The organism is Acinetobacter sp. ANC_7513, from assembly GCF_056779915.1.
Map to the genome: position 1 here is coordinate 26,825 of NZ_JBWYIW010000003.1, position 19,949 is coordinate 46,773.

General features: G+C 38.5%; 16 protein-coding genes. 4 read left to right on the forward strand and 12 right to left on the reverse strand.

What is annotated here, in order from left to right; all coding sequences use genetic code 11:
• Positions 1-93 precede the first annotated feature (93 nt).
• The 5 genes from AC1M9B_RS05290 to AC1M9B_RS05310 are packed head-to-tail and all read right to left on the reverse strand — an operon-like array spanning position 94 to position 8,843.
• Positions 94-1,671, reverse strand: a complete 1,578-nt coding sequence (locus AC1M9B_RS05290; RefSeq protein WP_481608709.1) for a dipeptide ABC transporter ATP-binding protein — start codon at positions 1,669-1,671, stop codon at positions 94-96.
• A complete protein-coding gene (locus AC1M9B_RS05295) occupies positions 1,649-2,659 on the reverse strand; it encodes an ABC transporter permease (RefSeq protein WP_481597230.1) in 1,011 nt (336 codons plus the stop codon). Before AC1M9B_RS05295 ends, AC1M9B_RS05290 begins: the two co-directional genes overlap by 23 nt.
• 2 nt (positions 2,660-2,661) lie before the next feature.
• Entirely contained in the window at positions 2,662-3,732 is a 1,071-nt protein-coding gene (locus tag AC1M9B_RS05300) for a microcin C ABC transporter permease YejB (protein WP_481608710.1), read from the reverse strand.
• A gap of 11 nt (positions 3,733-3,743) precedes the next feature.
• Positions 3,744-5,591, reverse strand: a complete 1,848-nt coding sequence (locus tag AC1M9B_RS05305) for an extracellular solute-binding protein (RefSeq protein WP_481608788.1) — start codon at positions 5,589-5,591, stop codon at positions 3,744-3,746.
• 39 nt (positions 5,592-5,630) lie between these two features.
• Positions 5,631-8,843 carry a LysM peptidoglycan-binding domain-containing protein gene (locus tag AC1M9B_RS05310; protein ID WP_481608711.1) on the reverse strand — a complete coding sequence of 1,071 codons (3,213 nt, stop codon included), beginning with the start codon at positions 8,841-8,843 and terminating at the stop codon, positions 5,631-5,633.
• Positions 8,844-9,058: 215 nt separating this feature from the next.
• Between AC1M9B_RS05310 and dnaQ the strand changes: the two genes are divergently transcribed.
• From dnaQ to nudC, 3 genes are all read left to right on the forward strand, one after another.
• Complete coding sequence (gene dnaQ / locus AC1M9B_RS05315; protein ID WP_481608712.1) at positions 9,059-10,474, forward strand: DNA polymerase III subunit epsilon; 1,416 nt, start codon at positions 9,059-9,061, stop codon at positions 10,472-10,474.
• Between the two features lie 119 nt (positions 10,475-10,593).
• Positions 10,594-12,234, forward strand: coding sequence for a chemotaxis protein (locus AC1M9B_RS05320; protein WP_481608713.1), 1,641 nt, complete (start codon positions 10,594-10,596; stop codon positions 12,232-12,234).
• On the forward strand, positions 12,234-12,992 hold the full coding sequence (gene nudC, locus AC1M9B_RS05325; RefSeq protein WP_481608714.1) for an NAD(+) diphosphatase: 759 nt from the start codon (positions 12,234-12,236) through the stop codon (positions 12,990-12,992). The genes AC1M9B_RS05320 and nudC overlap by 1 nt, the downstream gene beginning before the upstream one ends.
• Before the next feature lie 23 nt (positions 12,993-13,015).
• Here nudC and AC1M9B_RS05330 read toward each other — a convergent pair whose 3' ends face one another.
• The 4 genes from AC1M9B_RS05330 to AC1M9B_RS05345 form a co-directional block, all read right to left on the reverse strand.
• Positions 13,016-13,897 (reverse strand): alpha/beta hydrolase, encoded by an 882-nt coding sequence (locus AC1M9B_RS05330; RefSeq protein WP_481608715.1) that lies wholly within the window; start codon positions 13,895-13,897, stop codon positions 13,016-13,018.
• On the reverse strand, positions 13,897-14,589 hold the full coding sequence (locus AC1M9B_RS05335) for a BON domain-containing protein (protein WP_481588942.1): 693 nt from the start codon (positions 14,587-14,589) through the stop codon (positions 13,897-13,899). Before AC1M9B_RS05335 ends, AC1M9B_RS05330 begins: the two co-directional genes overlap by 1 nt.
• A gap of 64 nt (positions 14,590-14,653) precedes the next feature.
• Complete coding sequence (locus AC1M9B_RS05340; protein WP_180027924.1) at positions 14,654-15,070, reverse strand: YraN family protein; 417 nt, start codon at positions 15,068-15,070, stop codon at positions 14,654-14,656.
• A gap of 14 nt (positions 15,071-15,084) precedes the next feature.
• Entirely contained in the window at positions 15,085-16,014 is a 930-nt protein-coding gene (locus AC1M9B_RS05345; RefSeq protein WP_481608716.1) for a penicillin-binding protein activator, read from the reverse strand.
• A gap of 11 nt (positions 16,015-16,025) precedes the next feature.
• Between AC1M9B_RS05345 and rsmI the strand changes: the two genes are divergently transcribed.
• Positions 16,026-16,868 carry a 16S rRNA (cytidine(1402)-2'-O)-methyltransferase gene (gene rsmI, locus AC1M9B_RS05350; protein WP_481608717.1) on the forward strand — a complete coding sequence of 281 codons (843 nt, stop codon included), beginning with the start codon at positions 16,026-16,028 and terminating at the stop codon, positions 16,866-16,868.
• 39 nt (positions 16,869-16,907) lie between these two features.
• Here the strand turns inward: rsmI and AC1M9B_RS05355 are convergent, their stop codons facing one another.
• The 3 genes from AC1M9B_RS05355 to AC1M9B_RS05365 all read right to left on the reverse strand — a co-directional run bounded on the left by AC1M9B_RS05355 (position 16,908) and on the right by AC1M9B_RS05365 (position 19,770).
• Positions 16,908-17,156: a hypothetical protein gene (locus AC1M9B_RS05355; RefSeq protein ID WP_035269751.1), complete on the reverse strand. Its 249-nt coding sequence runs from the start codon at positions 17,154-17,156 to the stop codon at positions 16,908-16,910.
• 170 nt (positions 17,157-17,326) lie between these two features.
• A complete protein-coding gene (locus AC1M9B_RS05360) occupies positions 17,327-18,565 on the reverse strand; it encodes an FAD-dependent monooxygenase (RefSeq protein ID WP_481608718.1) in 1,239 nt (412 codons plus the stop codon).
• Entirely contained in the window at positions 18,562-19,770 is a 1,209-nt protein-coding gene (locus AC1M9B_RS05365) for an FAD-dependent monooxygenase (RefSeq protein ID WP_481608719.1), read from the reverse strand. Before AC1M9B_RS05365 ends, AC1M9B_RS05360 begins: the two co-directional genes overlap by 4 nt.
• Positions 19,771-19,949: the final 179 nt, after the last annotated feature.

The following is a 19,949-nucleotide window of genomic DNA, read 5'->3' on the forward strand; positions in this document are numbered from 1 at the left end:
CTCAATTTTGTGCTTATCTAAACCTAAAACCAATTAGGCGTGACTTCCCTGAATTTCAGTCTAGAATTGACAATCCTTCTTGTCAAATAACTTTTATAAACTACTTTGTATAAGATGTTGCGTATAAGCATGAATCGGTGCACGGAATAAACGTTCTGTCTCTTGAATTTCTATAACTTTTGCATCTTTCATCACCATAACTCGATGGCATAACGCTTTCACAATTTTCAGATCATGACTAATAAAGATGTAACTGATCCCTGTTCTCTGCTGTATATCTTGAAGTAATTTCACCAATTTTATTTGTGTATTGCGATCTAATGCAGATGTTGGCTCATCCAGAATGAGTAATTGAGGTTTCAGAATAAGTGCTCTGGCCAGCGATACTCTTTGTCGCTGTCCACCCGACATTTGATGAGGATAACGATCAAGAAATTCTTTTGTGAGATTAACCTCTTCAAGGGCTTGAATCGCGAGATTTAATTTTTCACTCTTTCTCAATTTTTTTAATCTTAACCCTTCAGTTAATAATGACAAAACATCCATTCTTGGATTGAGACTCGAAAAAGGATCTTGAAAAACGATTTGAAAATCTTTTCGATGCGCTCTTAATTGCTTGTCAGACAACTGATTGAGATTGATACAATTTAACTCAATGGTACCTGTTGACTCTATGAGTCGTGCAAGCGCGAGTGCAGCACTGGTTTTTCCAGACCCACTTTCACCTACAATACCAAGCGACTCTCCTTGTTTAAGCTGGAAACTTAAATCTTCCACTGCTATAAATTGAGTTTTAAATACATTCAGAAAATTCAGCTTAGGTGGATAGCGCACTCGAAGATGTTCAGTATTTAAAAGTTCTTTGGCCTGTTCACTGATAGGTGAAATCGAATCAAACTGCTGATTAAGGAGCAGTCGAGTATATTCATGGCAAGGCTGCAGGAATATTTGAGAGAGATCACCCTGTTCAACTGTGACACCTTTAGACAAAACCAATACCTGATCAGCATATTGTTGCACCAACCTTAAATCATGACTAACCAAAACTAAGGCCATATTTTTTTGATGCGCTTGGTCTTTAATTAAATTTAAAATTTGCTTCTGTAGTGATACATCAAGGGCTGTTGTTGGTTCATCTGCAATTAAAATTTCAGGTTCCGAAATCAGAGCTGTTGCGATCATCACCCTTTGACGCTGTCCACCAGACAACTGATGTGGATATCGCTTGAGGAGGTCTGATGAATTACCCAACCCTACATCACAAAGCACTTCTTCTATTTTTTTTTGAATGTCTTTTCTCTTAAGCCCCTTCGACCATAAAGGTTCTGAAATAATTTTTTCAACTGTATGTAATGGATTAAGTGCCGTCATTGGCTCTTGAAATATCATCGCGATCTTATTGCCACGTATTAAGCGCAACTGATCTTCGTGTTTTAGACGCAGATCTTCATTTTGAAATATGATTTCACCACTTAAGTCTAGAGCGCGATCTTGAAGACCTAGAAGACTTAGACAAGCTAAAGATTTTCCTGAACCACTTTCACCAACAATCGCTACTGTCTCACCCGCATTTAGCTTAAAAGACAAATCAGTTAAGATTTTTTGTTCATTTAACTGAATATTGAGCTTGTTGACTTCAAGTATTGGTTTAGCCTCTTGGATCAAATGCATCTCGAGCTGCCTCTCCGATATAAATAAGAATAGATAACACAACTGCTAGACTAAAAAATCCAGATAAAACCAACCACGGTGCTGATAGATTATTCTTACCCTGTAATAAAATTTCACCAATTGAAGCTGTATCAGGTGGCAAACCATAGCCCAGAAAATCCAAGGCTGTAAGTGCGGTAATATTAGCGGTAAGAATGAAAGGAAGCTGTGAGAGTGACGAACTTATAGCATTGGGTAAAATATGTTTGATAATAATTTGACTATCTGTAGCACCGAGTGATCTCGCAGCTCGCACATAGTCCAAATTTCTGGCTTTCAGAAACTCTGCACGAACAAGACCAACTAACGCAGTCCAACCAAACATCAGCATAATTAAAAACAGCCAATATACGCTTGGTGTAAACATGCTCACTAAGATCATCACAATAAATAACATTGGTAGACCACCCCACACCTCTAACAGCCTTTGACCGATCAGATCCAACCAACCGCCAAAGTAGCCTTGGATAGCACCAATGGTAATTCCTATGAATGCAGATCCAATAGTAAGTGCAATGCCGAACAGCAAAGAGATACGAATACCATATATTAATCTTGCCAAGACATCACGACCTTGATCATCTGTGCCTAACCAATTCACGGAGGTCGGTGGAGATGGTACAGCTTCTGCCAATTCATAATTAGGTGTTTGATATGAAAATGGGATGATAGGCCAAATCTGCCATCCATGCTCATTAATCAATTCTTGAACAGCTGGATCTTTATAATCAGCCTCAGTCTCAAAGACACCACCGAATGTTGTTTCAGGATAAGGCTTAAAAATTGGGAAATAAATTTCTTCTTTATAATAAATAAGTATTGGTTTTTCGTTGGCAATAAACTCTGCTCCCAAGGATAAAATAAAGATCGCGATAAATAAAATGAAGCTTAAGAATCCGAGTCGATGTGACTTAAATTTTGAAATTCGTTGATCGAAAAGTGGAGACATTATTATGCTCCTCGACGATCAAAATTGATTCTTGGATCAATCAATTGATATAGAACATCACTGAGTAATCTCAAAATTAGACCGACCAACGTAAAGATAAACAATGTTCCAAAAATCACGGGATAATCACGCTGCTGAATTGCCTCAAATCCAAGCAAACCCAAACCATCAAGATTAAATATAATTTCTACAAATAGATTACCAACAAAAAAAATTCCGATCAGTGCTTCAGGTAATCCTGCTATAACGATCAACATCGCGTTACGGAAAACATGATTGTATAAAACGCGTTGCTCGGTCAAACCTTTAGCACGAGCTGCCGTCACATATTGTTTATTTAATTCTTCCATAAAAGAGTATTTTGTTAGATATGTGAGGGTCGCAAATCCACCTAATATAATAGTAAGGACAGGCAATGTAAGATGCCAAAAATAATCTTTAACTTTATCAATGAAACTGAGTTCAGCAAAATTCTCGGAGACCAATCCTTGTAATGGGAACCATTGTAAATAGGATCCCCCCGAAAAAATCATAATAAGTAGAATAGCAAATACAAAAGTTGGCACTGCATAACCAACCGCCAATATTAAGGAGGTCGTTTGATCAAACAGACCGCCATGTTTATTCGCTTTTCTAATCCCTAGAGGAATGGCGATACTGTAGATCAGTAAGGTACTCCATAATCCAAGGGAGATCGTGACTGGCATTTTTTCCAAAATTAATGTTGCTACTGATTTATTTTTAAAAAAGCTCGTTCCAAAATCGAGTTGAAAATATCCTTTTAGCATTAGAAAAAAGCGCTCATGCACAGGGCGGTCAAATCCATATTGCGCTTTGATCTGCTCGACCATTTCAGGACTGAGTCCTCGTGTACCCTGATAATGACTCTGAAACTCATTAATTTGAGATGCCGAACCAGACACAACACCAATGCCTTGAAACTGCTCAGCTCTCTGTATTGCCTGTTCAACAGGTCCACCAGGAGCAATTTGAACGACGGCGAAATTGATGAGTAATATCAAAAATAAGGTGGGAATGATCAGCAAAAGTCGTTTAAGTATATAAAGCCCCATAAATTTAACCTTTAACGTGAGCCTTTACTTCGACCAAGATAAGTAGCTACTTTGCGAGCTTGCTGTTGATCTACCCACCAATAATCTTCACCAACAGCGAGTTTGGGTTTAATCTGTGGCTGTTTATACATATTCCAATACGCATACCATTCACGATCATTTCCATAAGTAAGTATCTGATAATATCCAGCACGTAATAAACGATCCAAGACACGTGTATTTAATATTAATTTTTCACGATTAGGTGCATGGATAATACGTTGTATAATTTCATCTATAACGCTATTTTTCACACCAGAAAAATTATAATTTCCCTCTTCATTTGCAGCATGACTACTCCAAAATTGCGCTTGCTCATTCCCAGGATTTAGTGACTGAGGCATCACCATCGTGGTTAAATCAAAATCATATTGACGCATCCGCTGTAAATATTGAGGCATATCGACTTGCCGAATCGAAACTTGAATACCCAATTTTTTTAAATTTCGAATATAAGGCATGAGCGTCCGTTGTAAGCCTTCTTGATGAAGAAGCAATTCTAATTGAATTGGTTTTCCATCACGCGCATGCAAACTACCATTTTTAAATGAATACCCCTGCTCAATTAAAATTTTCCGAGCAGTGAGTAAGCCTTTACGATTGTAGCCTGTACCATCAGTGATGGGATATTTCCACGCTTTTAATACCCCTTCTCGTTGTAAAGGATGCAACCGAGATAAATAAGGTTTTAATATTGTTAACTCTTTTGGACTTGGGACTGACTTTGCTTCGAGCTCACTAAACTGAAAATGACTTTGTAAACGTTGATATTGTTGATAAAACAATGCTTTATTTTGCCATTCAAAGTCATAAGCATAGGTCATTGCTTGTCTAAAATAGATATCGTTTAGCGGTTTTTTTCGTGTGTTAAAAACGATACTTTGTGTCGGAGCAGGATTTTTTAAAGCTACACTATATTTTTTAACCAACCCTGAGTTAAATGCTGGAAAGTTGTATTCCGTCTTCCATTTACGAGCAAATTTCTCTTGGTGAAATGTATATTGTCCAGCTTTAAATCCTTCAAATGCAATGTCCGAACTACGGTAATAAACATATTTAATTTGATCAAAATTATAACGACCGCGATTTACAAGTAAATCCTTGGCCCAATAATGGGGATTACGCTGATAGGTAATACTACGACCAGCATCAAGATTTTTAATTGTATATGGCCCTGATCCTAAAATGGGTTTCAGTGTTGCTCGACTAAAATCTTTAGATTGCCAATCTTTTTTAGAAAAAATTGGCATCTGTGAAAGTATTGCTGGCATTTCAGTATTTCTTTCTGATTTAAATACCATTTTTACGGCATGTTTAGACAGAACCTGAATTTTATCTAAATCAGACAAATACATCTGTAAACCGGGATTGGTTTTGGTTAAATACATTTCAAACGTGAATTTAACATCCTCAGCCAGTACAGGAGATCCATCACTAAATCGAGCACGTGGATTTAAATGAAAAATCACAAATTTTGTTCGGGTTGGATCAAACTGAATTTTCTCAGCCAAAAGTGGATAAAACACATTTGGTTCATCTAATGACTTGGAAAATAGCGTATCGAACAAGTAATTTGTACCTTCAACCCAACTTCCTTGCCCATTCATACCGTTTAGATTATCAAATGTCCCATCAGCCGCTTTCACCAACTTTCCACCCTTTGGTGCGTCTGGGTTGGCATATGGCATCGCATCTAAATTCAGATATTTCGGTTTTGACTGTAAAGCAATATAAGGCGTCGTTTGAAGATTTGCCCATGCACTGATATGAATGGGCAAGAAGAGGAAAATAAACTTTGCTTTTGACAAAGTTGATGAAATGCACATCTCGATATGAAATTCCTGATTGCTTAAGCAGACTTAAGAATGTGGAACTTTAATCGTAGCACCAATCTGTAAAGGTGTGTTTGGTTTCAAACCATTCATTTCTGCAAGCTGATCAATGTCTATACCAAATCGATTCGCAATTCTGTACAGGGAATCACCACTACGGACTTTATAATCTGTGACCACTTTAGGAACTTGAATAATTTGACCTCTTTGCAATCCAGCACGTAGGTTCAACTTATTTAGATCTGCAAGTTCTTTTGCAGTCATATCAAATCGTGTAGCAATAACATGGAGAGACTCACCTGATTTGACAGCATAATCCTCTGTATCACGCGATTTTGATTGACGGACTGGTGTTTTTTCAGTACTCGTAGCCGCCTTTTCAACATCGCGACTTACTTTTAATTTTTGACCAATTTGAAGGACTGATCTCGCATTTAGATCATTCAGCGTAAGTAATGATTGAAGCGGCATATCATATTGTCGCGCAATACTTGCTAAGGTCTCTCCACTCTTCACAGTGTGAGACTCTACTTTCTCAGCAGCCGAATTATTTCGTGTCGAACTCTGCTTAGTTGAAGCTTTATTTTCATCTTCTTTCAAATTCAGCTTTTGCCCAACTTGCAATCCTGCATTCGTTCGCAAGCCATTCATTTCTGCTAACTGTGCGACAGAAAGATTATATTTGCTTGCAATGGCATTCAGGCTATCGCCTGATTGAACAACATATTGCTCTGGTACTTTAGATCCCGCTGGTACTTTAATGGTTTGACCAACCATCAATCCTTTTTCAATATCCAAATTATTCAGTGTCGCCAACTCAACAACGGTTAACTTATGCGCATTCGCAATGTTGTACAACGTATCTCCTCGTTGTACGCGGTAAGTTTCAGTCTGAATTTCAGGTACAGTTTTCGCATTACTCGCGCGAGTCGTTGATGAAGCTGTAGCAGATTGCACTTCTTCTAAAGGAACATTAATTTTTTGACCCGCGTACAGGCTACTATCAGCTTTCAGTCCTGAGCTTAATGACGCTAACTCTTGAGTCGAAAGTCCATATCGATCAGCGATTAACTTTAAGTATTCGCCACGTTTAACCGTATAAGATTTCGTTTGAACCTTTGTTACCGCTTGTTCAGTTTTGCTTGATTTAGATGCTTGAGACTGGATTAGATTTAACTTCTGCCCAACCAGTAAATTACTATTGATAGTTAGACCATTCAATTCAGCCAATTGTTGGACACTCAAATCAAACTGGTTTGCAACACTAGTCAGACTATCATTTGCTTTTACAATATAACTTGCTGGCTTTATATCCGTTTTCTGAGCAGATGTCACTGGCTTAGCATCGTAGAGATATAGGGTCGCACCTACATATAAGGTTGCATTTGGATCTACTTGGTTCCATTTTGCAATATCTCTCCAACTTACGCCGTTTTTCATTGCAATAATTGCCAGCGTGTCACCAGGGAGTACCGTATACGTACTACGCTTACCCTTAGGTGGTTCTACAACCACTTCACTTTCAGTTTTCTTAAATGCCTTACCTTGATTAAGCTGGGCTTCCTCAGAAGTAGGCAATGTACTTTCTGCTACAGATTTAGGATAAGCAAAGCCAACTTTAACTTCTGAACCTTGTCCTGCTGCCACAGACTGACTTGTCTGAATCGCAGTTAATTTAATCTTGCCATCTAAAGGATCGACGATCTCAGTACCTTGAGGTGCAATGGCACTAATCTCTCTAACGACTTCCGCTTTTTCTGCTTCAGTGGCCTGTGGCTCAATGACCGAGGCAATAATTTGATCAGAACTCGTAGTTGTTGTGGTTTTTTCAGGTGCAATTGAAGCTAAGATTTTGGCTTTTTCTTCAGCAGTGATTTCGGGTTCGACACGTACAGGTTTAACATTTTGCGCCGGTGTAACAGCAACAGGTATACGAGGTGCGCTTGGCACCACTGCCGAAGCAGCAAAAGCTGCCAATGCATCAGAACCAGAAGGAGTCCTACCCTTCGAAGTTGAAATTGTTGTAGATACTGAAGGTGTTTGAGTATTATTAACTGGCTTCGCTGTTTGAGTTGCCAATACGGAAGCATTTGAAGCTTTTGGTGTATTTACTGTCGTTGTAATTGTCGTTGCTGGCGTAGATGTAGAAACAGGGCTTGAAGCGCTCGCCCATAGACCTGTACTGCTTGGTTTAAGTGCTTTCAATTTACGATCAATATTTGGATTTAAATCTGCTGGAATTAAAATTCGCTGTGGACTTTGAGGATCAATAATATCACCACGATGCCCTGGATTCAGTTGATAAAGTTCTGCACGACTTAAGCCTGTCAGAGAAGCAATTTCGTTTAAACTCGCACCTGCTGGAACTGGAACCTCTCTAAAGTGAGGACGATTCGCAATTGGTGGTAATCTGACGCCATACTTTTCAGGGGATTTGATAATCTGTGCAACTGCAAGGAAACGTGGAACATAGTTCATTGTCTCTTGAGGCAAACGTAATGACCAATAATCTGTAGGCAAGCCAGCAGCCTTATTACGGTTAATCGCTTGTTGAATACGTCCAGGACCAGCGTTATAAGCCGCTAAAGCTAATTCCCATGAACCGAATTGGTTATATAAACTTCCTAAAAACTCGTAGGCTGCACGTGTAGACTCAACTACATCACGGCGTCCATCATACAAATTGGTCTGTCTTAATCCATAAATACGACCTGTACTTGGGATGAATTGCCACATCCCTGCAGCTGCCGCTGAACTCGTTGCAGCAGGATCATAGGAACTCTCAATGACAGGAAGTAAAGCAAGTTCAGTAGGTAATCCACGACGCTCTGCTTCCTTTACAGTATGATAAAGATAACGAGAAGCTCGAGCGGATAAACGATCCAGATAAGGCTGACGCGTAATAAACCAACTTCTTTGAGCATCAATCCGTGGATCCCACTTTGTTTCATCCATTTTAAAACCAACGGTCATACGTTTCCAAACATCACCGTGTTTTAAAATAAGTAAACGATCACCTTCTACTGCACGCATATCAGTTGCAGATAAAAGATCTTCAAGTGAATCTAAACTACTGGCATCTAACATGCCGAGTTGATTCGTCTTTTGCGTCTTAACAGAAGTGGGACTCGCTGTACAGCCAGTCATTACGCCTAATCCGGTTACTGTGGAAGTAATTACTGAAATTTTAAATAAAAAAGTTGCAGATGGCTGCCACACTGCGGTGGTTGTTTTAGACATACAAATTCCGAAAGACGCATAGTAAATTTATTGTATATAAGCCATTTTAGAGGAGCTCGTTGTTCAGGCAAGTCTCTTCTTGATGAGTAATTGCTTATAAATGTTACAAGACATTAAAAAATATCCAGTTATCGCACTGATGTTTCGCATTTACGTATACAATAAAATTTCCGAACTTGATGTTCAACACTTTATTCGATTGATTGGTTCAAACTATGTCTGAAATAACACTTTATGTTGATGGCGCATGTCGTGGTAATCCTGGGCTAGGTGGCTGGGGTGCTTACATCATCACTAAGGATACAGAACATAAAATATGTGGTGGTGAACCAGACACGACCAATAATCGTATGGAGTTAACCGCTGCAATCGAAGGAATCAAATTTTGTCCTGTTGATGCAAAGCTGATCATTTGGACAGACTCAAACTATGTAAAACGCGGTATTACTGAATGGATCAGTGGTTGGAAAAAGAAAAATTGGAAAGACGTAAAAAATCCTGATTTATGGCAAACTTTGGATCAAGTTTGTCAAGGTCGAGACATTGAATGGAACTGGATTAAAGGTCATGCAGGACATCCAGGCAATGAAATGGCAGATCAGTTAGCTAATCAAGGCGCTGACCAAACGGCTGAACAATTTAAAAATTCCCTGCAAGCGAATGATAAAAAAAAACAGTCTGAAGATTGGTTGCTCAATGATCCGTTTGGTTTAGATCTCAATGATCAAGATGAAGAAGTTGAAATTGATTTAGCAGAAAATGATGATCAAGCTGAATACAGCACGGACGAAGTCACCTCAAACTCCTCAGATATTATTAAGACAGTTGATGCACAGGACTTAAATTCTGAATCTGTAGATCAAAGCGTTCCTCAGTTAGCTGAAAAATCGCATCCACATATTGTGGTCACACCTGCTCGTTTAAATTTACAGGGACCACGCCAACTGATTTTAGATACGGAAACTACAGGTTTTTATTATCAAGATACAGACCGTATTATCGAGGTAGGTGCGATTGAAATGATCAATCGTAAACTGACAGGAAGTTCAATTCACATTTATATCAATCCCAAAAAACCAGTCGGTGAATCTGAAGCAATTCACGGTATTTCTGATGATTTTTTGAAAGATAAACCTATATTTGAAGAAATCGCTGCTGAACTGTACGAGTACTTAAAAGGTGCAGAAATTATCGCACACAACGCAACTTTCGATATGAACTTCTTAGATATGGAGTTCAAACGTACTGGCTTTGGTACGCTTTCAGAAGTCTGCGCAGTGACCGATACACTTGCAATGGCAAAAGCGAAACATCCAGGTCAAAAGAACTCATTGGATGCATTAGTGAAACGCTACGAAGTTCCACAGCGTGATCGTACCTTCCACGGCGCCTTACTGGATGCAGAAATTCTGTCAGATGTTTATTTAGCCATGACAGGTGGTCAAGTTTCATTTGATATCGATGCACTCTCAGCGCATGATCATCATTCTGAAACTGGACAAAATCAGTACCAAAAAATTGAGGTAGATTTACCAATCATTTATGCTTCTGATGAGGAATTAGCAGCACACCAAAAATGGATCGAAGATTACCAAGAAAAAAATGGTGAGCCGTGTTTATTTGCTAAATAATCTTCCATCTGCTTGATTCATTTTGTAAAGTACGATCAGTTCGGCTATATTCATTTAGAGCAATAATTCCCCTTATCTGGGCTCTGAGCAAAATTAACGGCCAACATAGGTTTCGATCGATGTCTTATCAAAGTTCAATTTATTTTGACCCTACAGCATTACTTATTGTTAAAAAAGAAATTGATCAAATCATCGATCAGGTCGAAAATACAGTATCAGAGCTTATTGAGGATCAAACACTTCCTTTTGGGATAGATGACGCATTCATTCGACTTGAGCAATCCAATCAAGTTTTTGCCATGATCGAGCTTCCTCATCTTGCACAACTTGCACACTACTGTGCGCAAGTCATGTCAAAGATGATGCAAAATCCAACCGCAAAAAACCTGAAATACGCTGCCGCATTAAGTGATGGTACAACGATGCTAAAGCGATATATCGAGTTTATTTGCTTACGTGAAGTCGATGTCCCCCAATTTCTCTTAGATACACTTAACCATCTTGAACGAGTATTGAACATCCCTTGCACAGCTTTGGGTAATGGAATTCAGACCACTCAGAAACAATTAACTTTAACACCGCAAGCTTCATCGAATCAGATTAATTCATCTGATTATTGGAATACACTATATAAAGATTGTTTAATAAAATTAGTGACGCAAAATGAAACTGAAGACGATTTTGATCGTTTTAAACTCATTGTAGATCATATAGCACTGCTCTCTCTTGAAACACCGAGTCAACAATATTGGCTTCTGATGCAAATCGCATTTAATCAACTTGACCAACTCATTCTCAGTGATGCACGCCTAAAATGGTTGGCTAAAGTTGGCAGTCAAATTCGTGAGTTCTTAAATGCACCCCAGCATTTTCAGGTCGATGAAACTGACTTTGCTAATGCTTTAGCGATTTGTATTAGCCAAGAAAACTACGATTCACAAATGCTTCGTGAGTATTTTCAAATCTCGGACAACATTTTGACTGATGTTCAACTACAAATTTTTAGTCGCCATCTATTTGGACCTGATCAAAGAACAATGGATACCGTTGCTCACTTGATTACAGAAGAATTGAATCAATTAAGATTAGATATTGAAAGTCACTATCAAAGTTTTACCGACGATCAAATTTTAGATATTCGCTTAAAGCTGTATCGTATGGCAAATATCTTTTTAGTCATGAATCTTAATGAAGCTTATGCAGAGATGAAACTGCAAGCAGATCATTTTCATCGAACCTATATTCAACAAAATGCCGATTTTGCTCAACGATTAATGAACAGCATGCTATCGGCTATGAACTCTATCGGGATTTTGAAGCGAAATTTTGCACCAACTCGCATTCAACTTGATGTGAATAATATGAATATATCACTGGATCGGCTAGATGATGCACATGAAACGCTGCAAAAAGAAGCTCGAATTCTCTTGCAAGAACTAGGCGATAAACTTTTTCAAAGCAATGATGTTCAAGACACAAATGATTTATTAAACATCACAACCAATTTAAGACAATTAAGCGGAGCCGCTCTATTTCTTGATGCTCAAATATTAAGTAATGCGCTAAAAAATAGTGCTGAGGCGGTTGAACACTATTACGATATTCAGAAATCACTCACCCCCCAACAACTTCAGCACATTCTAGATGTGCTTGCCAGTCTAGAGCTTCATCTTGATGGCTTGAAGTATGATTATCCTATTCATAAATCAGTATCTGAGACTGCACTCATCAGCAGTCAAAAAATTAAAGCGGTTGCCTAATGTCTGAACTCTCTGTTGCTTATATTTTTAAACAACATCAACTTCTCGTTGATGAAAACTTCCAATTACCACGTGTTGAACGTTTAGAGAGTGATCTGATTTTCCAATCTGGTGATCAAGTAATTGCACGAGATCTACATATTGAAGAAGCAATTCCTAAAGGTTATCAACTTGTGCCAATCCGACAGTTGATCACTCAATGGTCTAAGCAACAATTTGAACAAGCGAGTCGAGCAGTTCAATTATTAGAATGGCGTCGTAATCATAAATTTTGCAGTCATTGCGGTACAGAAACAGATGTGCACCGTTCAGAATATGCCATGATCTGCCCAGCATGTAATTATCACCAATACCCTCGTGTTCAACCTTGTGTCATTACGGTAATTACACGAGGTGACAATGAAATTTTGCTCGCGAAAAATGCAAAAAATAAATCCAATATGTATGGTTTGATTGCAGGTTTTGTCGAAGTTGGTGAAACTTTAGAAGAGGCTGTGCAACGCGAAACCATGGAAGAAATTGGTCTAAACGTTAAAAATATTCAATATCTTGCCAGCCAACCTTGGCCATTCCCAAGTAATTTAATGATTGCTTTTCGAGCCGAGTATGATTCAGGTGAAATTGTGCTTCAGGAAGATGAAATTAGTGATGCCCAATTCTTTAAATTTGATGACTTACCAGAAATTCCATTTGCAGGAAGTATTGCGCATGCCATGATTCAACATGTCATTCACAATACTCCTTTCAAATCTGAATAAATCAAATCCGAATCGTTATAGATTTATTTGAAGGACTCTTCTAAAACTTTCAGGATGAGAGATCGAGTTTTGAAGAGTCGATCAAATAATGTGGCAGTTGTTGCCATGATTGATACATGTCCAGTACGAGGCACCCGAATGAGCTGGCTATGATTCTCTACAGATAACAGTGCTTGATGCATCTCTTCAGAATTATGATCTTTTACCAACGTATCTTGATCTGCTAGAAAAATATAGTGCTGAATATTATTTTTCTCTACAAAATAGTATGGCATCACCGCTTTGAAATTTACTGCTTTATCGAATGCATGTTCAGATAAATGATCACCTAGATAGTTAAAGTGATAGGGTCCAGCCAAACCAATCAACGCTTTAATTCGATCTCGTCCTTCAAAGTCAATGAATGAAGGATGGTAAATCAGTGACATCACATTAAAAGCACCAGCAGAATGTCCGATAAGCGCTATTTGATCTGCACAAATACCATATTTATCAGCACTTTTGATTAAATATTGAATTGAATCTGCAAGGTCAGTTACGTAACGAGGAAAAATATGTTCTGGCGCCAGATGATAGTTTATTACGGCGAGGTTATATCCAGCACGTGTCAAACTTTCTCCAAGAAACTTGTAATCGTCCTTACTTCCTCTACTCCATGCACCACCATGCACGAATATAACTAAAGGTTTATTCGCTGGCGCTTGGCAAACATAAAGATCCAGTCGTTGCCGAGCTTTAAGACCATAAGCAATATTTCTTTTTACAGAATAGCCTTTATTTGAGGTCAATTGATTTAATGCCAAACCACCCAAATTATATGGGCGAAAAGCATTCAGTTTTTGATTCAACTGGGTAAGTTTTAACTGAACTGATTTCGGAAAAAATTGCGTAATCTTATTCGACATTATTGGTAACTAACACCAGCATCAGGATCAATTGCAACGGGTGTCTCAACATAAGGTTGAGTACTTACCGCTGAAGGGTTAATAAGTGATGATGATTGAACACCTGCGCCTACTTGAGCAGATTCCACGTTATCAATCAAAGTAACAATTTTCGTTACATTCCCTACTCGTTGTAAAACTTCAATGAGATCTTGCTCTTCAGCTGTATTTAAGCGTCCCATCACATATAACACGCCATCTTCAGTATGAACCAAGACTTTACTGTCTGAAACAACTGGCGCACGCATAATTAAGCCACGTGTATTCGCTGTCGCAGTCGCATCTTGCATGATGGTAGAGTAACCAATTTGAGGACCAACTGTGATGTAATTATGAATAGATTTCACATCACTCATCGCTCGAACGTTATCTTCTGCTAACTGTTTCAAATGCGCATCAGGCACTTGACCTGTTAACAAGACATTACTGTGAAAGCTATTCACATTGACTCGAGATTGTTTAAAACGAGCATCCAATTTGTATAAATTGATCTTTGCTGTACGTTCAATTGAAGAGTCAATAAATACCTGACCTAAAGAACGAGCTCCACTCACCACCCCAACTGGTTCTGCGCCAGTTCCACCTGAAATAAAACTTGCACAGCCTGAAAGACTAGCAACACACGCCATCGAAATTACAATACGCTTCAACACTCAATCCGTCTCCTCGTGAAACTTGAATTTTTTCTATTGTTGGAAATGGCTTAGCTCATTTGGTTCATAGATTAATCAAGTCTGCATTTATTGTAAATGCATTTTCAATCCACTCGAGATCATAATCCATATCAGAAATTTCATGCTGTAACGGTTTTGCAATTTTTTTATGAAAATCAAAACAAAACACATCAAAACGATAATAAAACTCTGTATAGCTTGGAAATTTTTGAAGAAATGACATTGCTGTTTTCGCAATTTTAATTTGCTTGCTCGATGATATTGATTCTAGGGCAGAAGCATAGGTTGTTTTTGATCTGGCTTTGACCTCAACAAATATAAGCTCAAGATCACGTTGAGCAATCAGATCTATCTCACCATAAAGAGAATGAAAATTTCGAGCCAGCACAATATAACCCTGTGAGATCAAGATTTTTTCAGTTTGGTCTTCAGCCCATATACCTAATTGTTGAGAACTCATCCATTTAAGTCCTCTTAAATATTTTTTAATCTAAACCATGTTTTCTCGAAACACGCAGGTTTTCTTTCGATCCGATGCTCTTTAAAACTCAAATGCCCAGTCTGACCTTGAATTGATATTTGATCAGGATTCTTCGTTTTCAACATCAAATCCGACAAACGCCAAACATCTTGACCGAAGGCATTGAGACGTTGGAATGCAGCAGTATTTTCTGTTGTTTGATTAGGTTTTTTTAAAAATTGAACCATGACTGGAACATCACAGAATTTAGTTCCCTTCGGAATATCCATATTATGATCAATAGCAAAAGCCTGAACATACAAACGTTTTGAAGGCTTATTCTTCAATGAGTTGATCCACGCCATACTGCCTAAAAGCAACACACCTTCATTTGACTTTATATCAGGCAATTGTTGGACTAGAGAAAATTTACCATGAAAATTTTTAAACACGGCATTTACAAAGCTTAAGCTCTCAGACTCAGTACCAGACTCACGCAATATATAGAGATGTTGAACTCGATCCTTTTCAATCTGTTTAATTAAAACTTGAGCATCATCAGTTTTCGATAAACTAAACTGCCACACTTTTGCATGCTTAGAAGGAACTTCATTCAGTGCTAAAACAGGAATTTTAAGCGGTTCTTTCATTATTGCTTCGACATCCTGTCTGGCTAATGGACCAATAATAAGTTTGGTGTTTTGACTGACTTGCGTCTTTAGGATCTCTTTTAATCGTTTTTGATCCGAATTGACATATTTGATTGGCATTTCACTTTTAGACTTTTGATAAGCCTCATCAATACCATTTTTAATACTATTACTTGCTCGCACCATAGGGCCTGAATCAGGTAAAATAACCAATACTTCCGCTTGGGCTTGGAAAATCATTCCACATAAGCCAATACCAATGAATTCTTTTTTTATTCTTAATAGATCCAACATGGAGAAACCTTATGAGTGCTCAGTTATTTGTTGTAGCGACGCCAATTGGGCACTTAGATGACATGACTTATCGAGCAATTGATGTTTTAAAGTCTGTCTCTCTTATCGCGGCAGAAGACACACGTCAGTCCGCTCTTTTAATGAAACACTATAATATCTCAACTCCGCTTACAGCGTGCCATGATCACAATGAAAGTAACAAAATTGATATAATTATCGATAAGTTAAAAAATGGTGAAAATGTTGCACTCGTCAGTGATGCAGGTACACCATTGATTAGTGATCCTGGTTTTAAATTGGTTCGTGCAGCTCAGGAGCATGGTATTCGTGTCGTTCCTGTTCCAGGTGCATGTGCAGCTATTGCAGCATTAAGCGCTGTGGGTCTACCCAGTGATCACTTTAGTTTTGAAGGATTTCTATCTTCGAAACAATCACAACGTCTTATTCAATTAAATAGACTGAAAGACAACACGCATACCATGATCATCTATGAGGCACCACATCGAATCCTAGACTCTGTAACGGATATGGTCTCTGTGTTCGGGGCTGACCGTGAAGTCGGGTTTGCACGTGAAATTACCAAAACCTTCGAAACAATCAAAAAAATGACCCTTGGAGATTTACAATCATTTATTGCAAATGATCATCACCAGCAAAAAGGGGAAATTGTATTGGTCATTGCTGGAGCAGCCACTGAAAAAGACATGGAGCAAGAAGAATTAGATAAATTACTCAATCGTTTATTGCAAGATTTATCTGTAAAAGCAGCATCTCAACTTGCAGCTGATCTCACTGGAATCAAAAAGAAAGTGGCATATCAACGCGCGCTAGAGCTCAGTGGCGCGAATGATTAAGCAAAATAAAAAAGCACCATATTGATGGTGCTTTTTTTATTAATCTTTTATTGATTCATCAGGTGGAACTTCAGTAATACGACCACCACGTGCTAGAAAAGCAGCAACTTCATCTTCCAGTGCCTGACGTTGTTTGAGTTTAGCTGTCACTGTTAATGTTTCAGCTTCCGCGACATCGGCATCAGATACAGTAACGTCACTTACGGCCGCACCTTTTTCTGCTGCTTGTGATTCATTTTCGTCTACAACACTGTCTTCGTTGTCATCAAAATCATTTGCGTCTGTCATTTCAAACTCCCCATCAATGTTTTCACGCACCTGATTGGAACGTGCTTTGATTTTTAGAGAAATGTATCAAGCTCTTTATCGTTCGCATAGTATCTAAAGCACCTCATTTGTATATTTTTTAATCATATTGGTAAAAAAATATATACTGATGATTCTTTTTAGATCAGATTTCAATTCACTTGATATCTTGTATTACTGAGCTGACTCAAACCATTCGCTTGCGACATAAACGCCGATTTTAACGCACTGATATTTTCAACTTGTTTCAAACCAAAGTTTCTCGCCCAAACAATAGGAAAAACAGGAGCAGATTCCATCCACCCAATCATAGACATACTATGCATCATTGCATCGTTTTGAAATTTACGGCGATGCTCATATTTCAATAAAGTTTGCTCATGAGCCCAAACGCCACGTGCGTAGTCCGAAAGTAGCGCATCGCATAGAATTGCTGCATCAAGGCAACCAATATTCACCCCCTGACCTGCAAGTGGATGAATAACATGGGCTGCATCACCAATTAGCGCTAAGCCATTTTTAATATATCGTTGAGCAGCTCGTGCTTTCAGTGGGAATTTTGCTCGAGGCGTTGCGGCTAATACTTTGCCCAACATATGATGACTCTCTCGTGTCAGTAATTGTACAAAATCTTCATCTGAGAGTGACGCAAATTCGTCTGCATAATCATCTGGTAAAGTCCATACAATGGATTGCCAATGACCATATTCTTGATCTTCTAAACTTGCCATTGGGAGAAAAGCCAGTGGCCCTGTTTCTAAGAAGATTTGTCTCGCAACATGTTGATGCGCTTGTTCCGTCTTGATCGCACAGCTAATACCAGCCTGATGATAATCCAAAACATCCAAATCAATCATGGCTTGTTCACGTACGAATGAGTTTGCACCATCCGCACCAATTAAAAGTTTCGTTTTCAATTGAGTTTGATCAGCGAGATGAAGAATCCAACAACCATTTCCTTGCTCAATATGTTTCACTTGAATCTGAGTACGGTAATCATCAATCTGGTCGATCATCATGCTCTGAATCGCAAGGTTCAAGATACTTGGTTCGACCATTGAACCTAATATTTGTGCTTGATCAGGTTTAGAATGCGCTGATGTTCCAAAATTGATTTCACCAAAGCCATTTTTGTTCCACACCTGCATTCCCGTGTAGGGTTGTTGACGAGCTATCTTACCCCATACATCAACATGCTTAAGCAAATGAATAGTGGCTTGACTCAATGCAAGTACACGAGGATTCAATGATTTTAAGGTCTTCTCGTGATCCAATATTGGTACTGCATCAAGTACAGTCGCTTGAACTCCACCTTTAGCCAACAATAAAGCCGTTAATCCACCAACTAAACCACCACCCACAATCACGACATCTAAAATAGCATCATTCATGCTTTTAACCCCATTGCATAATTGGCAACGAGTGGCTTAATACCTGGAATATTTTCAAAGCACATTAGACCTGTATTTCGCACAAATTTTAGAATTGGATTTTGATTACTAAAGCCTCGCACCACAGAATCACAAAACTTAATCACACGTTGCTGATCTTTGAGTCGAGATTTTTCATACTCTTTCAGTACAGCAGCTTCACCTAAATCGGCATTTTTGATGACTTGTTGTTTTAAATATCGGGTCAATACATATGCATCACGCATACACAAATTAAAACCCTGACCTGCGACTGGATGAATGGTATGAGCAGCATTACCCATAAGTACAACACGTCCTACTGCTTGTTTTTCAGCCAATACTTGAGATAAAGGAAAACTAAATCTACGTCCAGTTTTCTCAAATTTTCCAGCTCGATCGCCATAGGTTTTTTGAAGAGCATCTAAAAAATGCTGATCATTTCCATCACCTAGCCACTCTCCCTCAGTACCTTTAGGCACTGGCCAAACAACAGAGCGACGGTATTCACCAGGTAAAGGCAACAATGCTAAAGGACCAAGTGGGCTGAAACGTTCAAAACCGACATGGGAGTGAGGTTTGGATGTCTGCACTGTAGTGACAATCGCCACTTGATCATAATCATACACTGATGCACCAACACCGAGTGCTTTTCGACAGAAAGAATCACGTCCATCTGCTGCTATGACTAATTTGGATTGAAACTGCAAATGTTCATTCGCTTTTAATGCTTCAAGATAAGCTAAATTCTCATCCTGTTTAAGCGACGTCACTTGAACACCATCAATTAACTCAATGAGTGGATTTTTTTTGACCTCTGATAACAATACTCGTCCAAGCCATGCATTCTCAATCACTTGACCAAAGCTCTCTACTTTCTCTTGAGCCGCGATTAAACGTGCCTTACCGAAGCTTCCTTCTTCTGTGATATTTACTTCTAAAATAGGCGTTGCATATTGTTGCAGTGAATCCCAAATTCCCAATTCTTGATAAATTTGCACGCTTCGACGTGACAGCGCACTATTACGGGCATCAAAACTTGAATGATATGGTGCAAGGTTAGCATCATCATAGTTAGGATAGCTGATCGCCTCTAACAATTTCACTGCAATGTTAGTTTTAGCCAGCATAAGAGCAAGGCTTAATCCGACCATTCCACCACCGACAATGATGACTTCTTGTTGCATGTTTTGATCCTTATAAAAGCAAGCAATAGCTGCATACACATAAATTCTTAATCAAATTCATCTTACAATAAAGTTTTTACTTTTTATAATGAATTAGCGTTATTGAAGATGAAGCCATAATTCATTTTTCAATATTGAATATGACATTAAAAAAAAGCCGATGTTTCCATCGACTTTTT